Genomic DNA, 22,048 nt, shown 5'->3' on the forward strand with positions numbered 1-22,048 from the left:
ATAGCTACTCCCAGCTCCTCTGTCCCTACTTTTTTATTTAATTTAATAACTTAAGCCAATATTATAAAATTATTTTGTTTAGTAAAAGCTTTTTAAAATATTTATTTAATAAGATGGGGAAGATGACCGGGTAGTAGCAGAAAGTACCGCAATTACGTTTAGATCGTATCGGTGGCGGAGGTTCGCTTAACAATGCATGTTTATGCTGATATGATAATCAAAAGGACGTAATACACGCCAATTCGTGCAGCTTAATGCGAGAATAACACCCGAAAACTTGCATAAACCAGAAAGAACACTTAAATTAGGAAGGTCAACCAAAAATAATCCTCGTCTATGCTAAAATCTTTACCCCTCCTGCTGGCACTCAGCTTATTCCACTACGTATGCCCGGCCCAAACTGCCCCTAAACGCGAACTGCGCGGCGCATGGATCGCAACGTATGCAAATATCGACTGGCCTAACAGGACGCAGACGCCTGCACAGCAGCGCGCAGCGTTCCTTACCATTGTCGATCACCACAAAGCGACCGGCATTACATCTTTATATATCCAGGTGCGCAGCCAGTGCGATGCGTTGTACCCGAGTAGCATCGATCCCTGGAGTGCCGACTTAACGGGCACGCAGGGCATAGCGCCCAGCACTCCCTGGGATCCCATGCAGTTTATGATCGAAGAATGTCACAAACGCGGCATCGAGTTTCATGCGTGGATCAATCCCTATCGGGCGGTGGCGAACGCGAACAACCTGCCTTCTTTTGCAGCTAATCATGTGGCGAAGCAGCATCCGGACTGGTTGCTGAGCCAGGGTACCTTACGTGTACTTGACCCGGGCCTACCTCAGGTGCGTAACTATATTACCAGCGTGATTACGGATATCGTTAACCGTTATGATGTAGATGGCATCCACTTCGATGACTATTTTTATCCGCCCGCAGCAGGTGCAGGTGTAACACCCTACAACGACGATAGCACGTATAATGCTGATCCGCGTGGGTTTACGGTGCGTGGTGACTGGCGGAGAGATAATATCAACCTGCTGATCAGCCGCCTGTACGACACGATCAAGGTATTAAAGCCCTGGGTGAAATTCGGCGTGTCGCCATCGGGCATTTACCGCAACAGTAACAATCCCGAAATAGGTACTGCCACGAGCGGCCTGGAACATTACACCACCCTGTACGCGGACACCAAACGCTGGCTGCAGGAAGGCTGGGTCGATTACATTATGCCGCAGGTGTATTGGTATATGGGCCAACCCGGCGCCAATTACAGTGTGATCGTTCCATGGTGGAACAACCAGGCCAATAACCGGCACATCTATATTGGTCTGGCTGGCTATAAGGTAAATGATCCCGCACAAGGTGTTAACTGGGCAAATCCCTCGCAAATACCAAATGAGGTACGTTACAACCGCAGCTTTCCTTACGTGTACGGACAGTCAGTGTACAACACATCGAGTATGCGCAGCGCGACCAAACTCGGTTTCCGCGATTCGCTCCGCCTCGATTTCTACAGCAAACCAGCATTGCTGCCTAACATGCCCTGGCGCGACAGCATTGCCCCGGATGCGCCTAACACCGTATACGCCAGCACGTCCGCCAGCGACTCTATCGTACTTACGTGGCAGAAGCCTGTTTTTAACGGCAACGAAAGCGACCGAGCCCGCCAGTTCGCGATTTATCGCAGCACCACGCCTGCGATCAATACCGACAGCGTAAGTAACCTGCTGGCCATCACCAACACCGACACCACCGTTTACATTGATAAAAGCATTGCAGCCAATACCACCTATTATTACCTCGTTACTTCGCTGGACAGGCACCACAATGAAAGCGTCGTATCCAACATCAGCACGAACACGGTGCCGGAGATTGTTTGTCCGGGCAACCAGGAATTGCCGCTTACGACAAATTGCTCGGCCACTATGCCAGACTATACTAGCCTGGCAGTAGTAAATGACACCACCGGCATCACTTTCTCGCAAATACCCGCCGCAGGATCACCAGTAACAAATGCCAATAACCTTGTTACGTTGATAGCGACCAATGCAGGCGGCAAGGCAGATACCTGTTACTTTAACGTCACTACTACCGACACATCCGCACCGGTGTTAACCGCAGCCATCGCCAATAATGGCAGCGTGATCCTACCTGGCTGCACCTTTACCGCCGGCACGCAGTACGATGTGAATGCCAGCGACTGTTCACCGGTAAGCTATAGTTACACCCTTAGCCGCAACGGCAATACGTCCGCACCGGTTAATGCTACCTGCCTGCAAGGTGTCAACTTCGCGCAGGGCAACACCACCGTTACCTGGACCGTAACCGACGCCGCCGGCAACGCCGCCGAATACCGCTACGACATAATCGTGGCCGACCAGCAGGCGCCGGTGATCAGCAAGGTATATGTAACACCGCCTGTACTTGTACTGCCTAATAACCAGATGCGCAACGTGTTCCTGTATTACGAAGTGACCGATAACTGCGGCAGCGTAAATACCACCATCAGCGTAACCAGTAACGATCCAGCTGCGACTAACGACTGGGAGGTGATTGACAACCACCACCTGAAACTGAGGGCCGTACGCAGCAAGGCTGGTCAGTACCGTGTATACACCATCACCGTCACCGCCACCGATGCTGCCGGCAACACCACGACGCAGCAGGTGCAGGTTTGTGTGGTGCAGTTCATTTACGCCTTCAATGAACAAACGCCTGGCGCGCTGGACGTAACTGTGAAGCCTAACCCGGCCGTTCACCAGTTCACGCTCGTATTAACAAGTAAAACCACCGCTCCACTCCAACTCCGCATCCTCGACATGACCGGCAGAATAGTGGAAACCAGAAATAATGCCGCTGCAAACAGCACCCTCACCCTTGGCGCGAACTACAAACCGGGCATCTACTTCGCCGAAGTAACCCAAAACGGCGCCCGCCAGGTGATTACACTGATTAAACTGTAGCGTAAACTTTCGATTTTTTTCTTCTTGCTTATCTATGCAACGGGCTGGTCCATTCGGACCGGCCCTATTTTTTGAGGCGATATTATTTTCGCGCCCTGCGAAATCATTTTGGTTTAGGGCCGGCAAAATTGTACTGGCAACCTTGCTGTATTGTTGTGGCATCCTTGCACCATCCTTCGTTCATCCTTCGTATATGGTTCGTATATCGTTCGTATATGGTTCGTTTACCTACGAATTATTTCCGAAGGATAAACGAAGGATCTACGAACCATCTACGAAGGATATAGCAAGGTTGCAAGAAGGAAGGTGCAGGACTCTGCACGGATGGATGCAGGGTTCCCGCGGGGAGACGCCAAGGACGTAGTAAGGAAACCCTGGGGAAGGCATGTGGGGCCCGGCCAGGAGGCCGCAGAAATCTGGCAACGGAGTTTGGGGACGGCCGTACCTTCCAAACGAACCGCGTAGCTGCTCACCATAGTCACCCACCGCCGAAGTGTGCGACGGCGGATGGGGAGAAAAACCACAGCTGGCTAAAAAATATTTATCGAGTGAAAATGTATTTATCTGTTTGAAAACGATGGGCTTGTAGTGGGTTTATAACGTGAACAGCTACACGTTTTGTAAATAAATTTGTGCGGAATAAAAAATTTACCTCATCTTTGCACTGTTAAAATTATCATAAAATCATGTCACACATCAATTTTCCAACAGCACAAACTAAACGCGATAGCCTGAGAAGCTACGTGGGCCGCAGGGCAGGTTATGTCATAGAATAGTTGATCCGACTGATTCAATATAACTGAAGCCCTGCAAGAGATTGCGGGGCTTTCTTTTTTTATCAAACTAAAAGCAAGCAGTTGCAACAACACACATACATACAGCTGAATAGCGCAAATGACAAACGGGAGTTTGCCATGGGGCAGTGGTGTGCCGATTTCAATACACCTGTGGGCATTGCGCTGCCAGCAAAACATATACGACCTTTTCATCACCGCACGTAGGTAAACTCGTGCAGGATAAAAAACCCGGTCGTACCAAATGCGACCGGGTTTTTTATTTGTTCCATTGTTAACGCCGATGGTCCGTGGCTCAACGGTTAGAGCAGCTGCCTGATACGCAGCAGGCTGCAGGTTCGAATCCTGCCGGACCAACATCTTGTTAATCCCAATGGCTTGTAGCTCAATGGCAGAGCGCCTGTATTTGGAACAGGAAATTGCTGGTCCGAATCCAGCCAGGCTAACACGAATTGTTAACCCTAATGGTCCGTAGCTCAACGGTTGGAGCAGTTGCCTTATACGCAAATGGATGCCGGTTCAAATCCGGCCGGGCCAACAACAAACTAAAACAAAACACAATCAATGAAGCCATGGAGCAGCGTAACAGCTGGCGGCGGTTAAATGGAATGATGGTGCAAACACCCATCAGGGAGGAGGTTCGGCAGGTGTTGTTAACAGCACAGGAACAGGGCCACACCATGAAAGTTTGCATCGGGACCGACAGCCAGGTAAAAGGCAGATGCACGAAGTTTGCCACCGTGATCGTATTCATCCGCAAAGGGAAAGGCGGATTTATGTATCTCCGGAAAGAGGAGATCTATCGCAAGATGAGCATCAAAGAAAGGATGCTGGACGAAGTAGCCAGAACAGTGGATACGGCTTACCAGCTGACAGACCTTTTTACTGCATTTAATGTGGATATGGAGGTGCATGCAGACATCAACACCAATCCCGCTTTCAAAAGCAACGATGCTTTGAAGGAAGCGATGGGTTACATCATGGGGATGGGATTCTCCTTCAGGATGAAGCCGGATGCCTTTGCCAGCTCCAGCTGTGCAAACAAAGTGGTGCAATAAAATATTGCCGGTAGTAATGCCGGCGCAAGAAGCATCCTTAACGGGAAGCAGGACAGTTTTCGAGCACCGCTGTGGCGGCGTGCGCGGCATCTTAATCATCCGCGAAGTGCGGCGGTAGTAACCGGCCGTATCCTGCGCCGGCAACGGCGCGAGACTATCCTCAGAAACCTACGGGTCGGGAGTTCGAATCTCCCTTATCCTGCAAAGGATAGTAGCTCAGTGGTTAGAGCAGTAGACCAACAACAGGTTCGAATCCTGGGGGCTTTAAGCCTTACGCAATACCCGGTAGTTGCCATGGACTTTTAATCCATCTGAACGAGGACGCTGCCTCATAAAAAACGGCGGGAAGAGACCGGTAGTCCTATTATCCCGGTTCGCCGCGGCAAAAGGCCGTGGGCGAGACAACAACCGGCGGCTCACCAGCTGAACGCCAACGCATGTACGAACGGTTAAGGAACAGCGCTGCTGCGCAGGCAAAAGGCCCGCAGCAGTAACGACCGAACACTGTTCGCAATGCCGAGGTGATTTACCGTGAAGACGTTCGGGGGAGCGGATGCGGTCTCTTTTTATTTATTAATTCTCAATTTTTAATCCGATGAAATGGATAGTAATTAACCCCTGGCAGGTAGGCCTGGTATATAAAAACGACGCTTACCGCCGTATGCTGAAACAAGGCCGTCACTGGCTGAACGCCGGTGAAACCGTGATCACCCACTGGATGAACACACCCCTGAACGCGGGACAGGAGCTGGATATGTTATTGCAGGATGAAGCCCTGCGCGAAAGCCTGCATGTGGTGACCGTAAAAGACGATCAACTCGTGCTGGTATATGAGAACGGCCTGCTGAAACAAGTGCTGACCGCTGGTCGCCACGCCTACTGGAAGGGCCTGACCGACTACCGTTTCGAGTACATGGACATCAGCAAACCCGAGATCACCGAAGATATGGACCGTCATACCCTGGCGCACCGGCTGATTTCTCCCTATGTACGTTCTGCAACTGTGAGCAACCATGAAAAAGGTGTGTTGTTCATCGACGGCAAATATGTGCAGTTACTGGAGCCTGGTGTTTACCACTGGTGGGCAGGTAAAATGTCTATAGAGGTAGTGATGGCCGATACGCGCCAGTTGCAGGTTGAGATCAACGGGCAGGAAATATTAACGAAAGACAAAGCCACTTTACGTGTGAACGCCTGGGCACAATACCACCTGAGCGACATCGGGAAAGCCATGTTACAGGTAAAGGACTATGAAAGGCAGTTGCACGTAAGGTTACAGTTATCGCTTCGTGAAACGATCGGTGCGCTTACGCTCGATGAACTGATGGATCGCAAAAGCATGCTGGACGAAAGTTTGCTCGCACAGCTGAACACCAGCGATCTGGGCGTAACCGTAAACAGCTTTGGTATACGCGACATTATACTGCCCGGCGATATGCGCGACATAATGAACCAGGTGCTGATGTCTGAAAAGAAAGCACAGGCGAACATCATCATGCGTCGCGAAGAAACGGCCAGTACCCGTAGCCTGTTAAACACAGCGAAACTCATGGAAGACAACCCCATGTTGTTTAAGCTGAAAGAGATGGAATACGTGGAAAAGATCGCTGAAAAGATCGGCAGCCTGAGCATCAACGGCGACGGCGGCATAGTCGATGGACTCGAAAAATCCTTACAGGACGATAATATTCTAATTTACTGCAAACCGGGCTGGCTCATTGGGGCCGGCCCTTTTTACATGAGGCAGTTGCCTCCCGCATATAGCAGCAGCCGTGGAATGTTCCGTAAAAAAGCCGGTCGCGCGTTAGAAGCTGATTCCCTGGATGTAGAAAGACCAGCTCATGATGCTCATGGGCAGGCAGATGAGCGCCAGCAACATGGCCACCAGGTCTTCCCAGGTCTTTTTTCCTTTACGAATAACACCGAAGGAAAGGCGACCAGGAATACGATCGTGCAAACAACCGCTGCAATAAGGGGCAGCTTATCAGGAGGAAGTGCGAAGGCCGCATAACCTACGGCAACGAGGCCACACACGGCCGCAACCAGCAAAAGTTTCGTAATGTGTTTCATATCAGGGCAGCGAAGATAATAAACGGAAACTTTGCAGTCAAGTTACCCTACAGAATGTGCCTGTTTTGGATAATAGTATTTACCTGCTATCTTTAAGCAGTACCCGTGCGCCACTACAATGCAGGAAAGCATCCACGATAGAGAATTGTTCCGCCTGATATCCGAAGGAGATGAAGCCGCTTTCCGCAGGCTGTTTCACGCCTATGTGCCGCAGTTGCTGCCAATGGTAAAACACCTCACGCAAAATGCAGCCGTTACCGAAGACATTCTACAGGAAGCCTTTTTAAAGATCTGGCTAAGCCGGGACAAGCTGCCCGCCATCGAACACCCACGGGCCTGGCTGATCAAAGTTGTGTATCACCGCTGTTTTTCGTACCTGCGCCGGCAGGCAGTGCATGAAAAAGCGCTGGATGCGGTGAGCCCGGCTACCGAAACCACCCATATGGAAGATGACCTGGCCTTTGCGCAACTGATGCGCACAGTGGGCGAAGCCGTACAGGCCTTACCACAGCAGGCGAAACGCATCTACCTGTTAAGCCGGGAAGGCGGGTTAAAGATCCCGGAAATAGCCGAACAACTTGGCCTGTCACCTAACACCGTTAAAAATTCGCTGGTGCGCTCACTGCACAGCATACGCGAACACCTGGAGCAGGCAGGGCATGTGCTGCCGATGTTCATTTTATGGATGTTAACTGAACACCTGGTTGACCCGTTTAATTTTTTTTAGGAGGATTAGGTCCTAAATTCCGACTTGCGCGTCTGTAATAGTATGGGGCTTCTGCAACCGGCCCTTTCCGCGTTTCCTGATTGATACAAAAGCATACCATTTGGAACCTCTTGACCGCATTACGCAGCTCAGTACCCGGGCGATAAACCGTTTGGCCACCGCGGCCGAACTGGAAGAGTTATGCCTGCTGCTACAGCAACACCCGGATGCTGCTTTACCTCCGCAACTGGAAAAACAACTGCTCGCACCGCCAGCTGCTGATTACGACACGATTTACTGGGACGGCGTGGCCGACCGCATACTGGCGGCAGACCGTAACACCACGCCCGTTATCCCAATGCGAAACCGGAGGCGCTGGATGTGGGCGGCAGCTGTGGCGGTAGTCGTTGCCGGGACAGGCAGCTACCTGCTTACCCGTACCCCCGCAACAACTGAGATCACCACCCGCACTGTTGATAAACCTGCGGATATTGCCCCCGGCGGCAACAAAGCCACCCTGGTACTCGGCGACGGATCCACCATCTCGCTGGACAGCGCCACTACCGGCTCCCTCGCGCAGCAAGGGCACGTGCGTGTAGTGAAGCGCACAAACGGACAACTGGCCTATGAAACAGCAGGGGCGCATCCCTCGGGAGAAATATTATACAACACTATATATACACCCCGTGGCGGACAATACCAGGTAACCCTGCCCGACGGTAGCAAAGTATGGCTGAACGCCGCCAGCAGCCTGCGCTACCCGACCACTTTTACCGGTAAACGTATCGTTGAACTGAGTGGCGAGGCTTACTTCGAAATAGCCGCCAACGCCCGCCAGCCTTTTATGGTGAAGCAGGGCAGCAATACTATCGAAGTATTGGGCACCGCGTTTAACGTGATGGCGTATGCGGACGAGCAGGCAGTCAACACCACATTACTGAGCGGCGCTGTAAAAGTGAATGGAAGAAAGATTAACCCGGGGCAATGTGCCAGCATCTCCCACAGTAGTGGCAAACTGGATATACTAGACCATGTTAACACCGAAGCTGCTGTGGCCTGGAAGAACGGGTACATACAGTTCGAGGGGCACGACATCCGCTCCGCCATGCGGCTTATAAGTCGCTGGTATGACGTTTCGGTAGATTACCGGGGGCAGGTACCGGCGCACTTTCGTGGCACTATTTCCAGCAGCGTACCGGTATCCGAAGTATTAAAGATGATGGCGATGACGGGAGAAGTAAACTTTGAGATCAGTGGGCGTACTATTATCGTAACGCCCGGCCAATAAACATTTTATCAGCTAAAAATTCCATGTATATGAGTCCCTGAACTTATACCACCAACCAATGGGCATTAAAAAACCGGAAGTGTTCGCACCACCTCCGGCTGTATTAAGGTCTGTACAGATAATCGATTTCGGCAATTATTTATTCTTACCCTAACCATACAAATGTATGCAAACGACGCTTTTTTCCCAAAGCAGGCCCCCTCGTGCCCGCGACAAGAAAGATTTTCCACGCTTATTCGCAAAAACGTTACTGATCATGAAATTAACGGTGCTTTTGATGACCATTGCTATGCTGCAGGTGCAGGCGGCCAGCTATGGTCAAACTGTAAGCCTCGCACACCGTAAAGTGCCGCTGGAGAAGGTGTTTTCCGACATCCGGAAGCAGACCGGCTACAGCTTTCTTTATACGGACGAGCAGTTATCCCGTGCCCACCTTGTTACCTTACATGTGCGAAATGTTCCCTTAAAAGAAGCCCTGGACCGCTGTTTCAGCGAACAGCCGTTGACGTACCTGCTCACAGGCAACACCATCATCATTAAAAGAAAAGAAGCGGTTTCCGAAACTTCGGACACGCCGCTGGATGATGTAACGATCCGCGGGCGCATTACCGATGATAAAGGCCAGCCCATTCCTGGTGCGATGGTGCGCATTAAAGGCACACAGCGTGGCGTGGTGACCAACGAGAACGGAGAGTACAGCATACAGGCGCCCAACGCGGATGCGGTGTTACTCATTTCCTCGCTTGGCTTTACGGCACAGGAAGTGGTGGCGGGCGGCAGAACGAGTATCAATTTCGAATTGACTACCGCTGTTTCCAACATCGATCAGCTGGTAGTAATCGGCTATGGTCAGCAGAAAAAAGGCACGCTTACCAATGCGATCAGCACCATCTCTGTAAAAGAATTTGAAGAAGCACCTGTAAACCGCCTGGACCAGGTGTTGCAGGGCCGCTCACCAGGCGTTACCGTTACCAATGCTACGGGCGCACCTGGCGGCAGTGTACGCATCCGTATTCGCGGCTCCAATTCTATCAACGGTGATAACGGCCCGCTGTACGTGGTAGACGGCTTCGTAGGCGCGGAGTTCTTTGCCATCAATCCGGACGAGATCGAATCGCTGCAGATACTAAAAGACGCATCGGCCACCGCGATTTATGGAAGCCGTGGTTCGAATGGCGTAATCATTGTTACGACAAAGAAAGGTACGGCAGGTGCGATAAAAGTGAATCTCACTACCCGCCAAAGCCTATCCACCGTCATTAAGAAAATGGATTTGCTGAACGCCGGCGACTTTGCAGCAACAGCGAATGCACGTGCGGCGGTAATTGGCACCACCGCTCCTTTCAGTGAGGCGCAGATCGCAGAGTTTAAAACGAATGGAGGCACCAACTGGCAGGATGAGATTTTCCGTACAGCACTGAGCCAGGAGTATTTATTGAACCTGAGCGGCGGCACTGAAAAAGGCGGCTACTTCATTTCCGGCGACTACCTGGACCAGGACGGCATTCTGAAAAACTCCTCCTTCAAACGTTACAGCGTGCGCTCGAACATTCACGCCAAGCTAACGGACAAACTCACCGCGACATTGAACATCAATGGCGCTTATTCTTCCGCCCAGAACATCGACATTGTGGCCGACGGTCCGCATAGCCCGATATCACAGGCCATCACCTGGTCACCTACACTGCCCGTGCGCACCACCGCCGGTGGTTATACCGTTACCGATCCGATCAGTTCCGTGTTCTTTAACCCGGTTGCGCTTACCACCGACCAGCTAAGCGTTACGGACCGCATGCTGGCGAATATGATCGGCGGTTTTAAGTACGATGATATTATTCCCGGCCTCTCGTTCAACCTGCAGTATGGCGTTAACTATCTCGGTTATGATAACAAATCCTTCGCGGGCAAAGTAGTGAATACCGGCACTTCTACGGCGTCGCTGCGTTCGAATAAAGAGATCAGGTTACAGAATAGTAATACGTTGAACTACCAGCGCAAGTTCGGTAACCACCGCCTGGAAGTGACGGGCGTTGCCGAATACCAGCAGTCTACCTACAATTATATGTCTGCCGGGGCGAGCAACCTTACCTACGAAAAGTTTATGTGGAACAACCTGGCGCAGGGTACTGCGGGTAATCCGGGTTCGGGTTATTCCAAATGGTCGATCTTTTCGCTGGCGGGACGTGCAGTGTATAACTTTAAAGATAAATACCTGGCTTCGGCCGCTATACGTCGCGACGCATCTTCCAAGTTCGCGGGCGGCAATAAAAACAGTTATTTCCCTTCTGTTTCTGCGGGATGGGTATTGTCGGAAGAGGCGTTCCTTAAACAGGCGAACATCTTCAGCCTGCTGAAAATACGCGGCAGCTGGGGGTTGACGGGCAGCGAGGGTGTTGGACCGTATAACACTTTCTCTGCTTATTCGAACCGCGTGGCCTCGTTCAACAACAGTACATCGGTGACGGGAATTGTGTTAAACAACATCGGAAACCCCGAACTGAAATGGGAAACCACCGAGCAAAAGAACATCGGCGTGGAGATGGGGATTATGAACAACCGGTTCTTACTTACTGCCGACCTGTTCCAGAAAGATACGCGCGACCTGTTACTGAACGAAACGCTTCCATTCTATCTTGGCGGCAACCCGGTTACGCGCAATGTAGGCTCGGTACAAAACAAAGGATTTGAAATCGCACTGGAAGGGATGATGATCGACAAAGGCGCCTTTACCTGGAACAGCTGGCTGAACTTCTCGTACATCAAAAACCGCGTACAGTCTATTGGCAACAGCGCTATCATCTTCGACGCTACCCGTAAGATCGGAGGCGGCATGTCACTGCAACCGGAGTTTGTCGTACGCCCGGGCGACCCGCTGGGCGCTATCTGGGGACTTACCTACCTGGGTACCTGGAAGCCTGGCGACGAAACGAAAGCCGGGGCTTTTGGCGCGAAACCCGGCGACTCCCGCTACTTTGACAAGACCGACGATGGTACGATTGACGCCGATGATTACGATGTGATTGGCAATGGCGTACCGGTTTACTCCTTCGGCTTCAACAACACCTTCAATTACAAAAACTTCTCGCTCAACTTCCTGGTGCATGCGCTGGCAGGTTTCGATAAACTGAATTACAACAACGCGGCCACCATGTTCCTGGGTGGCGATGCGCGGGAAGCTACGCATGTAGACATTAAGAACAGGTACATCCCTGGCGTGAACGAGACCTCAAACATCCCGGCCTTCAGCACCACGAACCGCAACTTCACCCAAAGCACCCGCTTCCTGGAGAAGGCTGATTTCATTCGCCTGAAAAATATTAGTCTCGCCTATACGGTACCTAAAGCGAAAATTGCCAACAAGATGAGCGTACGCGTATTTGTGAGTGCCACCAACCTGTTTACCATCACCGGTTACAGCGGTATTGATCCCGAGGCGAGCAGCGCTGCCGGCGACATTCGCCAGGGTATTGATTATGGCGCTTACCCCAATTCAAAAACATATACCGCAGGCCTTACCCTTAGTTTATAACCTGAAAAAGATCATTCATGAAGAAGTTATATATCATCGCAGCATTTATTATCGCCACCGGTTGCAGCAAACAACTGGAAGAAGCACCACAGGGACTGGTGATCGGCTCGGAAGGACTTAGCAGCGAAGCCGGCCTGGAAGCGGCGCTCACCGGTGCTTACGGCAGTTTGCTAATTCCCTGGGAAAGTGGTTTTACTACCGTTGGACAAATTGCCATGAGTATGGGCGGCGACGATGTGACCACCCACCCCGGTTCCAATAAAGAAGAATTCAGGGAGTACGACCGGTTTAATGTATCGTCGCTGAACGGCCGCATGGTGCCCATCTGGCGCGGCTGTTACAAAGCGATACAATCTACGACCAACATCATCAATAACTACACAGGCGTAAAGGACGGCAACAAAGCCACCATCAAAGTGATTGTGGGCGAAGCATATTTCATCCGCGGACTTTGTTACTACTGGCTTACACGCAGCTGGGGCGAAGTGCCGATCATCCCATCTGAAAAGTACAGCTCTGAATACCTGTCGCTGAAGAAAAGCCCGATACAGGATGTGTACAAACTCGTGGAAGCGGATCTGGCCAAAGCAGAAGAATGGGTACCGAACACGCGTCGCGCACCAGGCCGCCCGAACAAGGGCTCCGTAAAAGCGTTACTGGCGGATGTGTACCTGACGCAGGGCGGCTGGCCTGTAAAGGACCAAAGCAAATATGCACTGGCAGCCGCAAAAGCGAAAGAGGTGATCGACAATAAAGCGACTTACGGATTCGACCTTCACCAGGATGGTTTCCTGAAGATATTCGCCGGCAATACAAAAGAAGATGTATTTGCTTTCTACACCCGTGGCCAGTGGATCACGTACAACTCCTTCTACGGCTTGTCTACCATGCCCGAGGACGAAGGTGGCTGGAGCGATTACTTCCCGGAGATCAAGTTTTTCAACGACTTCCCGGAAGGTCCGCGTAAAGAGGCTACGTTCTCCACCACTTTCACAGTGAATGGCGCGCCCTTAGCCTGGCAGAACACCACGACCAAACATCCTTATTATAAGAAATTCACTATCCAGAGTGGCGCTAAGAACACTTACATGAGCAACAACCCTATTATCATGATCCGTTATGCGCATGTGCTGTTGACGTATGCGGAAGCCCTGGCCCGCTCCGGTGCTGCGCCGGACGATGTGGCTTACACTGCATTGAACGCCGTGCGCTCCAGGGCCGGGCTGCTGCCGCTTGCAGGTCTTACCACGCCCGACTTTATCGAGGCCGTAGTAAATGAACGCAAATGGGAATTTGCCGGTGAATGGACCCGCTGGTTCGATCTCGTAAGGCTCGAACGAGTAGAGGAGGCCAACGCTGTGAAAGACCCGGCTGATCTTACGCCCGCAGGCGCGATTACCAAAGAACATTACCTGTTACCCATACCCGGTGCGGATGCGCAGGTAAATCCGAATTTGTAAATCACTACGGGAGCAGGCTGCCCAGGCCTGCTCCTTTCCACGTTATTCAGTCAGTAAGCACAAACCATAGAGCAACAGACAGGCACGCCCTATTTATTCACGTTTGAAAAATCCTCGTTATGAAAAACAAGATCAGCACCCTGATGGTGATGCTTGCACTGCTGCTATGCGGCAGGCTGCAAGCACAATTCCTCCTGTTCGACGACATGGAAGGAAACGGCCCCTGCTCGGGCCATTGGAATTATTTTATAGGTGGCCCCGGCGCTACCGGCAGCGTGAATATGCACGTGCCCAATCCCAGTATTTCAGGACTAAACCTCAGTTCACATGTAGCAAGATTTACTAAAGACACTACCTGCTCCGAATGGATGTCGGCAGGCTGCACCCTTACAGACAGTCTCGACATCAGCCGCAACAGCGTTTTTAAACTGCTCGTTTACAGCAGCCTGAAAGAAGAAGTATTGTTTAAGCTGCAACCCGGCAGCGACTACACGAAAGCCGTGTACTTCACTTACAAGATCAAAACAGCCAACACCTGGGAAGAAGCATCATTCAACTTCGCGAGTGTAAAAAACCGGAAGGACTTTAACCGCATTGAAGTGCATTTTATGGATGGCAAAGTAGCTAACGGAACGCTCTATTTCGATCTCGTGCAAGGCCCAAACCCCGTGCTTATCAAAGTTGACACAGCACGCATCGCCATGGGGCAGGAAGACGGTGTTACCCTCACCGCCCGCCTGTACGGTGCGCGCTATGACTCCTCATTGACGAAAACCAACTGGCAAGCCAACCTGCCAGCAGGCGTTACGATCGACAGTGTGATCCGCCTGAACGATACGACCGCGCAAGTAGTACTTGCAGGCAATTCGGGCGTTAACTACTCCAGCAGTAACCTCACGCTCACCGTTGCCGGCGCGGAAGTACAAGATGGCGCACTACCTGTTTACACCGCCAGCGGCCTGATCGTACTGGAAGGCAATCCCAACTGGACGCTCGTTTTCGCCGATGAATTTACCACCACCGGCATGCCCGACTTTTCGAAATGGACGGTAGACCCACGCCCCAAAGGCTGGATTAACGGCGAGCAGCAGGTGTATACCGATACGAGCTTCGATAATACGCGGCAGCGTAACGGCTATCTCGTTATCACTGGTAAAAAGGATTATCCAAATATCGTGACGACAGAGCCATGGTCGTCCGGCCGCATTATCACGCAAAACAAATTCGATTTTAAGTATGGCAAGGTAGAAGTGCGCGCCAAACTGCCGAAAGCACGCGGCTCCTGGCCGGCGATCTGGCTGATGCCGACTTCCAGTGCATACGGTGCCTGGCCGAAGAGCGGCGAGATCGACATCATGGAACACGTGGGCAACAGGCTGGGCAACGTGTTATCGACCGTACATACGCAAAACAGCAACTGGACCAATGGTGGCCATAGCTCTGGCAACCGCACCATTTCAGATGCACATACCGCGTTTCATAATTACATCATGGAATGGAATGAAGATTCCATCCGCTTCACGTACGACAGCATCCACTGCTACACTTACAAAAATCCACGCACCGACTGGAAAGACTGGCCCTTCGACCAGAAGTTCCACGTGATCCTGAACCTCGCGATCGGAGGTGGTATGGGCGGCGCTGTTACTGATGCCGACTGGCCGGACAGTCTGCTGATCGACTACGTACACGTTTACCAGAAAGGCCTGGGTACGCCCGTGCTCGACAGCATGAATATTAGTCCGCTCAACCGCGCCGTGGTGGCGGGTAAAACGCAGCCCTACGAAGCGAAACTATTTGACCAGAACGATCGTGCGATAAGTGTGACGCCGACGTGGAGTATTACCGGAACGGGCAACACCATCAACGCCAGCGGACTTGCTACTATTCAGTCGCCGGGCACGGTGACGGCCAGTGCCACCCATAATGGCGTTACACTCATTAAGTCGACCAGCGTAACCTTACGTACGCCGAATTACAAACCGGTGCCCGCAAGAATAGAAGCCGAGAACAACGACTACACCAACGTTTGTTGTACCGAAACCGCTTCGGACACCAGCGGTGGGCTGAACGCCAGTTACATCGCCAACAACAGCTGGCTGGAATATGATATTACTACACCGTCAGCCGACGCTTATCGCTTCCAGTTCCGGGTGGCCGTTAATACCGTAAGCACTATCCAGATCGTGAAAGATCATGTAGTACTGGCAACAGTTAAACTGCCAGCCAGCGGCGGGTGGCAAAGCTGGAGCACCGTTACGACTGCCTCCATCAATCTGCCAGCCGGCAATCAAACCATCAGGATACAGGCACTTACCTCCGGCTGGAACTTCAACTGGCTGCGCATTATAAAAGCCAGTGACCTGAACGTCGCGAGAGTCGTGATTACGCCAGACAGTACCAGTGTATCAGCACGCGGACGTAAACAGTTCACGGCTGCGGCTTATGGTGCCGACAACAGCAAGTTCGATCTGCCCATTACCTGGCAGGCGCAAGCAGGCGCAGGCAGCTTCGATGCTTACAAAGGCATCTTTACAGCGGATAGCCTCCACGGCATTTATAACATTTATGCAACAGCAGGCGGCGTTACCGACACCGCGAAAATTAATGTATTGGCGCCTCCAAGACTGGCGCGCATTGAAGTGGTGCCCGACACGATCGTGATCCCTTACAATGCTTCGCAACTCTTCACCGCGAAAGGGTTCGATCAGTATAACAGTCCGTTTGCGTTTACTGCGCCTACCTGGAGCGTTACGGGTACGGGCAATACGATCACACAGGCCGGTGCGCTCACGGCGCGTAATAATCCGGGCATTGTTACTGCCACCAAAGATTCCATCAGCGGCTCGGGCGTATTCACCCTGGATTATATCTGCACGTTTAACAAACGTTACGAAGCGGAAAGCGCGTCTTCCCGTTCGAGTGTGCCTACCTTGGAAACAACGTCCGATACCAGCGGTGGACAAAACTTTACGGGCATTGCTTACGGGCATTGGTTTGCTTATAACAAGGTGGCCATCCCGGTGAGGGGCCGTTACAACATTCGCTTCCGCGTAGCATCTAACAACACCAGCCAGATCCGCATGGAGGAAAGCGGTACTAACTTCGGGTATATCAACATACCGAACACCAACGGCCAGTGGGTAACGGTTTCCGACACAATTACGCTGCCAGGCATCGGTTACATCAACGTGCGGGTAAACGGTGCGGCATTCAAGTTTAACTGGTGGAGCCTCGACAACTGCGCGGTGGACACCAGCACGAGCATGATGGCGGTGAGCCAGCAGCGCATCGTATACGAAAGTTTGTCCGGTACGTTGAAGCCTTACCCGAACCCGACTACAGGCAACATCACACTGGAACTGGGCGAACATGATTACCAGTGGATCAACCTGCTGGACCTCAATGGCCGCCTGATCCGCCGCTGGGCTACTAACCCGGGCGACCGCAAGTTTACACAGGATGTGAGTGCGCTGGAAAGTGGTACTTATATCATCAGGCTTGAAGGAAGGAACGGGGCTAAGTCGGTGCAGTTTGTGAAGTTGTAGAGGTGATTTGTTGTTGCGACCGCAGGGAAGCAAACTTCGTGTGTAATCTCCGCGCGACAAATAGATGATGACGAAAAAAAGAGGGCTGCCCGTACGGCAGCCCTCTTCGTTTATATCATCAAGTATCCGTACTTACATCATCCCAATCTGCGTCCGCATAACATGTGAGCCAGTTCAGCGAATAATGCCTTTCGTACACTACGCTCGGGTTCATGTGGCCGCCTGGCTCCTGTCCGTTGAGCCGCGCATCTACACAGGCCCAGTTCATGCGGTATATTTTATCCAGCTCTTCGAGTATCTCGGCTTTGGAACGTAGCTGCGCTTTGCCTTCCAGGGAAAGACGCGATTGCTCCAGTACCAGGTCCAGCACGGCAGGTACATCAATTACTTCGGATGGATATTTCAGTTCTTTGATCAGTCCCAGCGCCCATAACATCACGTTCAGGCTCTCGTAGCGCCACATGGAATTGATGGCATCCTGGTCTTCCAGATCGCGAGTATTGATAATGCGCTGTTCTTCCGGTGAGAAGTTTTTAATCTCGTATTCGTCCAGGAAATTCTGTAACCTCGCAGGCTCTACACCTTCTGCTTTTGCGGTAATCGCAGCCAGTGCATACACCCGGTCGATCACTTGTTCGCGGCTGCGTAATACGATGTCTGATTCGCTTTCTGTATAAGGCAACCAGGTATTTATCTTAATACCACGACTGCGTAAAAAGGCTTCTGAACGTTCTTTGCGCTCCTGTATTTCCGGCGTAACCGGCACTTCTTTGTCCAGATAAGCAGCCTCGATCTCGATTTTCAACTCCACGTCGCCGCACTTGCCATTCGTGTCCATCACCAGGTTCATGTCTTTATCGAGGAACTGCTGTTCCTGCGAACGGCCCTTAGGGGTAGTGGCGAATATGAAGGCGTCGAAACTGTGTGATAAGTCTGCCAGCAGTTTGGAAAGCTCGCTGGTAAGTTTGGGTTCTACACTAAACGAGAATTCGGAATTGATCGTTTTAATCTTTTGTAGCAACAAGCCCTGCACCCGCTCGTTGGTAGCGGGCAGTGAGGAGACATAATTATACATTCCGCTTAACTGCCTGCTTAACGGACAGCTCACCTCTTCCAGGTTAAACGAGGGTGTTGCCCGCTGGCGGTAACTGATCTTCAGCCGCTTGTTGAGCGAAAGAAACCCGCCTTTAATATCGAGTATGATGATCTGGCTGCCGTCTTCCTCCCCAACGAACGGGCGTTCTTTGGGAAAGGCTGCTTTTACTTTCTCCACAATCTCGTCAAAGCCGGTTTTGTGCGAGTAGAGCGTGTAGTTTTCCATAAGTGCGTTAAAATACTAAAAATGCATCAATCACCCGGACCTTCATACCGGAAGTTCACTTCCCTGGCGACGGCGCGGAACGAGAAGCCCAGGCCTTGAGCGTCCGTATACAGGAACACCTCTTTGAACCGACCTACCTCGGGGCGATCCAGCCGTGCGGCCAGGTCGAAGGTATACGTACTTCCCAGCTCTTTGATATCCACATGATGAATTACCGTATCGATCGTAGTTGTATCTACATAACCCGCAACATCTATCAGCTCCAGCACACGGCGTTCATCCATATCGTACTTGCTCTCAAAAAACAACTTCAGGTCAGGGCCTACTGCAAACTTTCTTACCAGCAGGTATTTTTCTAAACTAGCGTTCATATACAAACCAATTAGCGGTGATGTTCCGCATCGGCAAAATAGGCAAAACCCCTCATTTTTTTTAGCCATGCGGCATTTTTACGGAATGGCGCGATTAATGCGTTATCGCGGTTTACGGCAATTGAGGATTAAAATCCACAAACATATATCGACTTCATATAATGTAAAAGATAAAAGAGTAAAGTTCAGGTTTAAAGCTGTACTATTGACAATTACTAATATTAGTCATAAAAAATCTACCTCCCTAACACGCAACTATTATGAGTGTCAACATTTCGAAACTGCTGCAAAAAGAGCGCAAAAAAATCCTTGAGTTATGGATGAAAAATCAACTGGCAGATGAGAGTCTGCGGGAAGATCTGATGAGCAACGATGAGCTTCGGGAGCAGTCAGACGAACTGTTAACGGCCCTCACAAAATCGGTGAACGATAAAAACATCGGTAACCCGCAATCAGGCGACTTTGATACGGTACACGAAATACTTTCGGGCATATCTATCTCACGTGCGCGCCAGGGTTACTCACCCCGCGAAACAGGCGTATATGTATTTAGCTTAAGAGATGCGATAGTTGAAGTATTGCAGGCTGAGATCAAAGACGTTGCCGCCTTGTTCCCGATCGTTTTGAGCTTTAACAAACTGATTGATGCTTTTGGTGTAACTACTTTCGAAACCTTTATTAAAGGACGCGAAGAAGTGATCCTGCGCCAAACAGACGAGATCACCGAAATATCTACCCCTGTAATTCAGCTGTGGGACGGTATTTTAGGCCTGCCGATCATTGGCACCCTCGACAGCAGCCGCACGCAGGTAGTAATGGAGAACCTGTTGCAGCGTATTGTTGAAACCGGCAGCAGCATCGCTATCCTCGATATTTCCGGCGTACCGGCCGTAGACTCGCTCGTGGCACAGCACCTGATCAAAACCATTAATGCTACACGATTGATGGGAGCCGAGTGTATTATCAGCGGCATTCGTCCTGAAATCGCCCAAACCGTTGTACACCTGGGTATCGACCTTTCCAACATCGTTACCAAAGCATCCCTGGCGAGTGCATTGCGTTATGCCTTTGCCATGACCAACCTGGAAGTTAAAAGATCAACTATAAAATAAATTTCTCGAGACGCATATGGATAGAATACCTATTCTACAGATGGGCAAGTTTTTGCTGGTGACCATACAGGTGGACCTGTACGACCGCCTTGCCCTTAATCTGGAAACCGATCTCGCCCAAATGGTGAATAAAACCGGGGCACGCGGCGTGTTGATCGACATTTCTGCATTGTCTATCGTAGATTCTTTTATGGGTCGCATATTAGGCAACATCGGTACAATGAGTAAAATAATGGACGCGGAAACGGTAGTTGTAGGCATGCAGCCGGCGGTAGCCATTACCCTGGTAGAACTGGGGCTGGAACTTCGGGGTGTAAGTACCGCACTGAATGTGGAAAAAGGCATGCAGTTGCTGAGCGTAAAAGTCGGTTCTTTCGAGGATCACGAACTGGAGGAAGACCACGATGCTGGTAGTGTTGAATAAGGACAGCATGCTGATCCAGCGTGAACAGGACGTAGTCCCGTTCCGCAACCGCGTGAAGGAATACGCGGTAAAAATCGGCATGAGTCTCGTCAATCAAACAAAATTAATTACTGCGGCGTCTGAATTGGTACGTAATATGTTAAAGTACGGCAACGGGGGCAGCGCCCTTATCGAAGTGGTGAGCAGAGGCCGCGAAAACGGCATCAGGCTCACCTTTGCAGATAAGGGCCCTGGTATTAAAGATATAGATTTAGCCATGAAAGACGGATTTTCTACCGGTAAAAGCCTTGGCCTGGGGTTACCGGGTACTAAGCGGCTAGTGAGCGAATTTGACATCAAAAGCATCGTAGGGAAGGGCACAACGGTAACTGTCATAAAGTGGAAAAATGGCTAGTGCTATATCACATAGGTTCAATGCCTCCGACCGTAGCTACTTCGCCATTCTTAAGAAAGAGATTCACGCCATAGCAGCAGCAGCGGGCTTTACGGCAAAGAAGCTGGCAGAAATAGATATTATCGTTGCCGAACTCGTATCTAACCTCGGCAAACATGCCGTGTCAGGGGAGCTTTTCGTCAAAGTAAGAGAAGAAGAAAATATTAATGGCCTGGAGATTACGACCATTGATATGGGACCGGGCATGAGTGATGTAAACCGGCTGATGACGGATGGTGTTTCTACTAAAGGTACGCTCGGACACGGGCTTGGCACCATTAAACGCATGTCGGACGTTTTCCAGGTATATTCTTCGAAAGGATGGGGCACGGTGATGTATTGTGTAATATATACCAAAGCGTTACCGCAGCGCGTCAAACAAAAGAAGACCGAAATCCGTTCGCTGGTAGTTCCTAAGCCGGGCGAAACTTTTTGCGGCGACGGGTTTTATTACAAGGAAAGCAGCGATCATCTGAAACTATTTCTTTCCGACGGATTGGGGCATGGTAAAGAAGCACAGGCGGCCACAGATGCCGCCATTGAAGCCTTTAAGGTATGCCCTTACGACAGCCCGCTGGATAATCTTCGTTTCATTCATACTTCCGTAAAAAGGACGCGGGGCCTCGTGGGTACGGTGATCCACTTCGATAAAAATGATCGCAGGCTGCGTATTTGTGGTATCGGTAATATTCAGACCAGGATACAGGGGCCTAACGGTACGCGTAATTACATCGGGTATAATGGCATTATAGGTATGAATATTCCCAATACAATTTCGGACCAGGAAATAGTCTACGAAAAAGGCCAGGTTATTATGATGTGCAGCGACGGCATCAAGTCGCGCTGGGATGTGATGAAGTACCCGGGCATCCTGCGCAACGACCTGTCACTGGCAGCCGCCGCATTGTTTCACGATTTCGCTCGCAATACGGACGATATGTCCATAGCAGTTTGTAAAATATCAATCTGA

At 51.0% G+C, this 22,048-nt stretch carries 14 protein-coding genes and 3 tRNA genes; 15 read left to right on the forward strand and 2 right to left on the reverse strand.

Annotated features, from left to right (window positions below; translation table 11 throughout):
* Positions 1-336 precede the first annotated feature (336 nt).
* The 11 genes from MKQ68_RS21350 (at position 337) to MKQ68_RS21400 (ending at position 17,417) form a co-directional block, all read left to right on the forward strand.
* On the forward strand, positions 337-2,964 hold the full coding sequence (locus tag MKQ68_RS21350; RefSeq protein ID WP_264280867.1) for a family 10 glycosylhydrolase: 2,628 nt from the start codon (positions 337-339) through the stop codon (positions 2,962-2,964).
* 1,078 nt (positions 2,965-4,042) lie between these two features.
* Positions 4,043-4,115, forward strand: a tRNA-Ile gene (locus MKQ68_RS21355).
* A gap of 17 nt (positions 4,116-4,132) precedes the next feature.
* Positions 4,133-4,204 (forward strand) — tRNA-Gln (locus tag MKQ68_RS21360).
* A 19-nt stretch (positions 4,205-4,223) separates the two neighbouring features.
* Positions 4,224-4,296: transfer RNA gene (locus MKQ68_RS21365), tRNA-Ile, on the forward strand.
* Positions 4,297-4,330: 34 nt separating this feature from the next.
* Positions 4,331-4,816, forward strand: coding sequence for a ribonuclease H-like YkuK family protein (locus tag MKQ68_RS21370; protein ID WP_244836160.1), 486 nt, complete (start codon positions 4,331-4,333; stop codon positions 4,814-4,816).
* Between the two features lie 595 nt (positions 4,817-5,411).
* Positions 5,412-6,827 (forward strand): slipin family protein, encoded by a 1,416-nt coding sequence (locus MKQ68_RS21375; protein ID WP_264280868.1) that lies wholly within the window; start codon positions 5,412-5,414, stop codon positions 6,825-6,827.
* A gap of 177 nt (positions 6,828-7,004) precedes the next feature.
* A complete protein-coding gene (locus MKQ68_RS21380) occupies positions 7,005-7,613 on the forward strand; it encodes an RNA polymerase sigma factor (protein ID WP_264280869.1) in 609 nt (202 codons plus the stop codon).
* Between the two features lie 100 nt (positions 7,614-7,713).
* Positions 7,714-8,880, forward strand: coding sequence for a FecR family protein (locus MKQ68_RS21385; RefSeq protein ID WP_264280870.1), 1,167 nt, complete (start codon positions 7,714-7,716; stop codon positions 8,878-8,880).
* Positions 8,881-9,136: 256 nt separating this feature from the next.
* A complete protein-coding gene (locus tag MKQ68_RS21390) occupies positions 9,137-12,409 on the forward strand; it encodes a TonB-dependent receptor (RefSeq protein ID WP_264280871.1) in 3,273 nt (1,090 codons plus the stop codon).
* 17 nt (positions 12,410-12,426) lie between these two features.
* Positions 12,427-13,869, forward strand: a complete 1,443-nt coding sequence (locus MKQ68_RS21395; protein ID WP_264280872.1) for a RagB/SusD family nutrient uptake outer membrane protein — start codon at positions 12,427-12,429, stop codon at positions 13,867-13,869.
* 119 nt (positions 13,870-13,988) lie between these two features.
* Positions 13,989-17,417 (forward strand): carbohydrate-binding protein, encoded by a 3,429-nt coding sequence (locus MKQ68_RS21400; protein ID WP_264280873.1) that lies wholly within the window; start codon positions 13,989-13,991, stop codon positions 17,415-17,417.
* Between the two features lie 118 nt (positions 17,418-17,535).
* On the opposite strand, the gene MKQ68_RS21405 is transcribed toward MKQ68_RS21400, so the two are convergent.
* Both MKQ68_RS21405 and MKQ68_RS21410 read right to left on the reverse strand, forming a co-directional pair.
* Positions 17,536-18,738, reverse strand: a complete 1,203-nt coding sequence (locus MKQ68_RS21405) for a DUF4272 domain-containing protein (protein WP_264280874.1) — start codon at positions 18,736-18,738, stop codon at positions 17,536-17,538.
* Between the two features lie 26 nt (positions 18,739-18,764).
* On the reverse strand, positions 18,765-19,109 hold the full coding sequence (locus MKQ68_RS21410; protein WP_264280875.1) for a hypothetical protein: 345 nt from the start codon (positions 19,107-19,109) through the stop codon (positions 18,765-18,767).
* 260 nt (positions 19,110-19,369) lie between these two features.
* Here MKQ68_RS21410 and MKQ68_RS21415 point away from each other — a divergent pair, with 260 nt between their 5' ends.
* From MKQ68_RS21415 to MKQ68_RS21430, 4 genes are read left to right on the forward strand one after another with little or no spacing between them, the layout of a single operon-like run.
* Positions 19,370-20,221 carry an STAS domain-containing protein gene (locus MKQ68_RS21415; protein ID WP_255858894.1) on the forward strand — a complete coding sequence of 284 codons (852 nt, stop codon included), beginning with the start codon at positions 19,370-19,372 and terminating at the stop codon, positions 20,219-20,221.
* 16 nt (positions 20,222-20,237) lie between these two features.
* Complete coding sequence (locus tag MKQ68_RS21420) at positions 20,238-20,645, forward strand: STAS domain-containing protein (RefSeq protein WP_244836179.1); 408 nt, start codon at positions 20,238-20,240, stop codon at positions 20,643-20,645.
* Entirely contained in the window at positions 20,626-21,039 is a 414-nt protein-coding gene (locus MKQ68_RS21425; protein ID WP_264280876.1) for an anti-sigma regulatory factor, read from the forward strand. Before MKQ68_RS21420 ends, MKQ68_RS21425 begins: the two co-directional genes overlap by 20 nt.
* Positions 21,032-22,048 carry an ATP-binding protein gene (locus MKQ68_RS21430; RefSeq protein ID WP_264280877.1) on the forward strand — a complete coding sequence of 339 codons (1,017 nt, stop codon included), beginning with the start codon at positions 21,032-21,034 and terminating at the stop codon, positions 22,046-22,048. The genes MKQ68_RS21425 and MKQ68_RS21430 overlap by 8 nt, the downstream gene beginning before the upstream one ends.

It is taken from the genome of Chitinophaga horti (genome assembly GCF_022867795.2).
In the GTDB taxonomy this organism is placed as follows: domain Bacteria; phylum Bacteroidota; class Bacteroidia; order Chitinophagales; family Chitinophagaceae; genus Chitinophaga; species Chitinophaga horti.

What these genes read in the sequence shown, in the direction of transcription:
- MKQ68_RS21415 (WP_255858894.1), top strand. Translation starts at nt 19,370, where the DNA reads ATGAGTGTCAACATTTCGAAACTGCTGCAAAAAGAGCGCAAAAAAATC.
- MKQ68_RS21395 (WP_264280872.1), top strand. Translation starts at nt 12,427, where the DNA reads ATGAAGAAGTTATATATCATCGCAGCATTTATTATCGCCACCGGTTGC.
- MKQ68_RS21370 (WP_244836160.1), top strand. Translation starts at nt 4,331, where the DNA reads ATGGAGCAGCGTAACAGCTGGCGGCGGTTAAATGGAATGATGGTGCAA.
- MKQ68_RS21405 (WP_264280874.1), bottom strand. Translation starts at nt 18,738, where the DNA reads ATGGAAAACTACACGCTCTACTCGCACAAAACCGGCTTTGACGAGATT.
- MKQ68_RS21375 (WP_264280868.1), top strand. Translation starts at nt 5,412, where the DNA reads ATGAAATGGATAGTAATTAACCCCTGGCAGGTAGGCCTGGTATATAAA.
- MKQ68_RS21390 (WP_264280871.1), top strand. Translation starts at nt 9,137, where the DNA reads ATGAAATTAACGGTGCTTTTGATGACCATTGCTATGCTGCAGGTGCAG.
- MKQ68_RS21425 (WP_264280876.1), top strand. Translation starts at nt 20,626, where the DNA reads ATGCTGGTAGTGTTGAATAAGGACAGCATGCTGATCCAGCGTGAACAG.
- MKQ68_RS21380 (WP_264280869.1), top strand. Translation starts at nt 7,005, where the DNA reads ATGCAGGAAAGCATCCACGATAGAGAATTGTTCCGCCTGATATCCGAA.
- MKQ68_RS21420 (WP_244836179.1), top strand. Translation starts at nt 20,238, where the DNA reads ATGGATAGAATACCTATTCTACAGATGGGCAAGTTTTTGCTGGTGACC.
- MKQ68_RS21410 (WP_264280875.1), bottom strand. Translation starts at nt 19,109, where the DNA reads ATGAACGCTAGTTTAGAAAAATACCTGCTGGTAAGAAAGTTTGCAGTA.
- MKQ68_RS21350 (WP_264280867.1), top strand. Translation starts at nt 337, where the DNA reads ATGCTAAAATCTTTACCCCTCCTGCTGGCACTCAGCTTATTCCACTAC.
- MKQ68_RS21400 (WP_264280873.1), top strand. Translation starts at nt 13,989, where the DNA reads ATGAAAAACAAGATCAGCACCCTGATGGTGATGCTTGCACTGCTGCTA.
- MKQ68_RS21430 (WP_264280877.1), top strand. Translation starts at nt 21,032, where the DNA reads ATGGCTAGTGCTATATCACATAGGTTCAATGCCTCCGACCGTAGCTAC.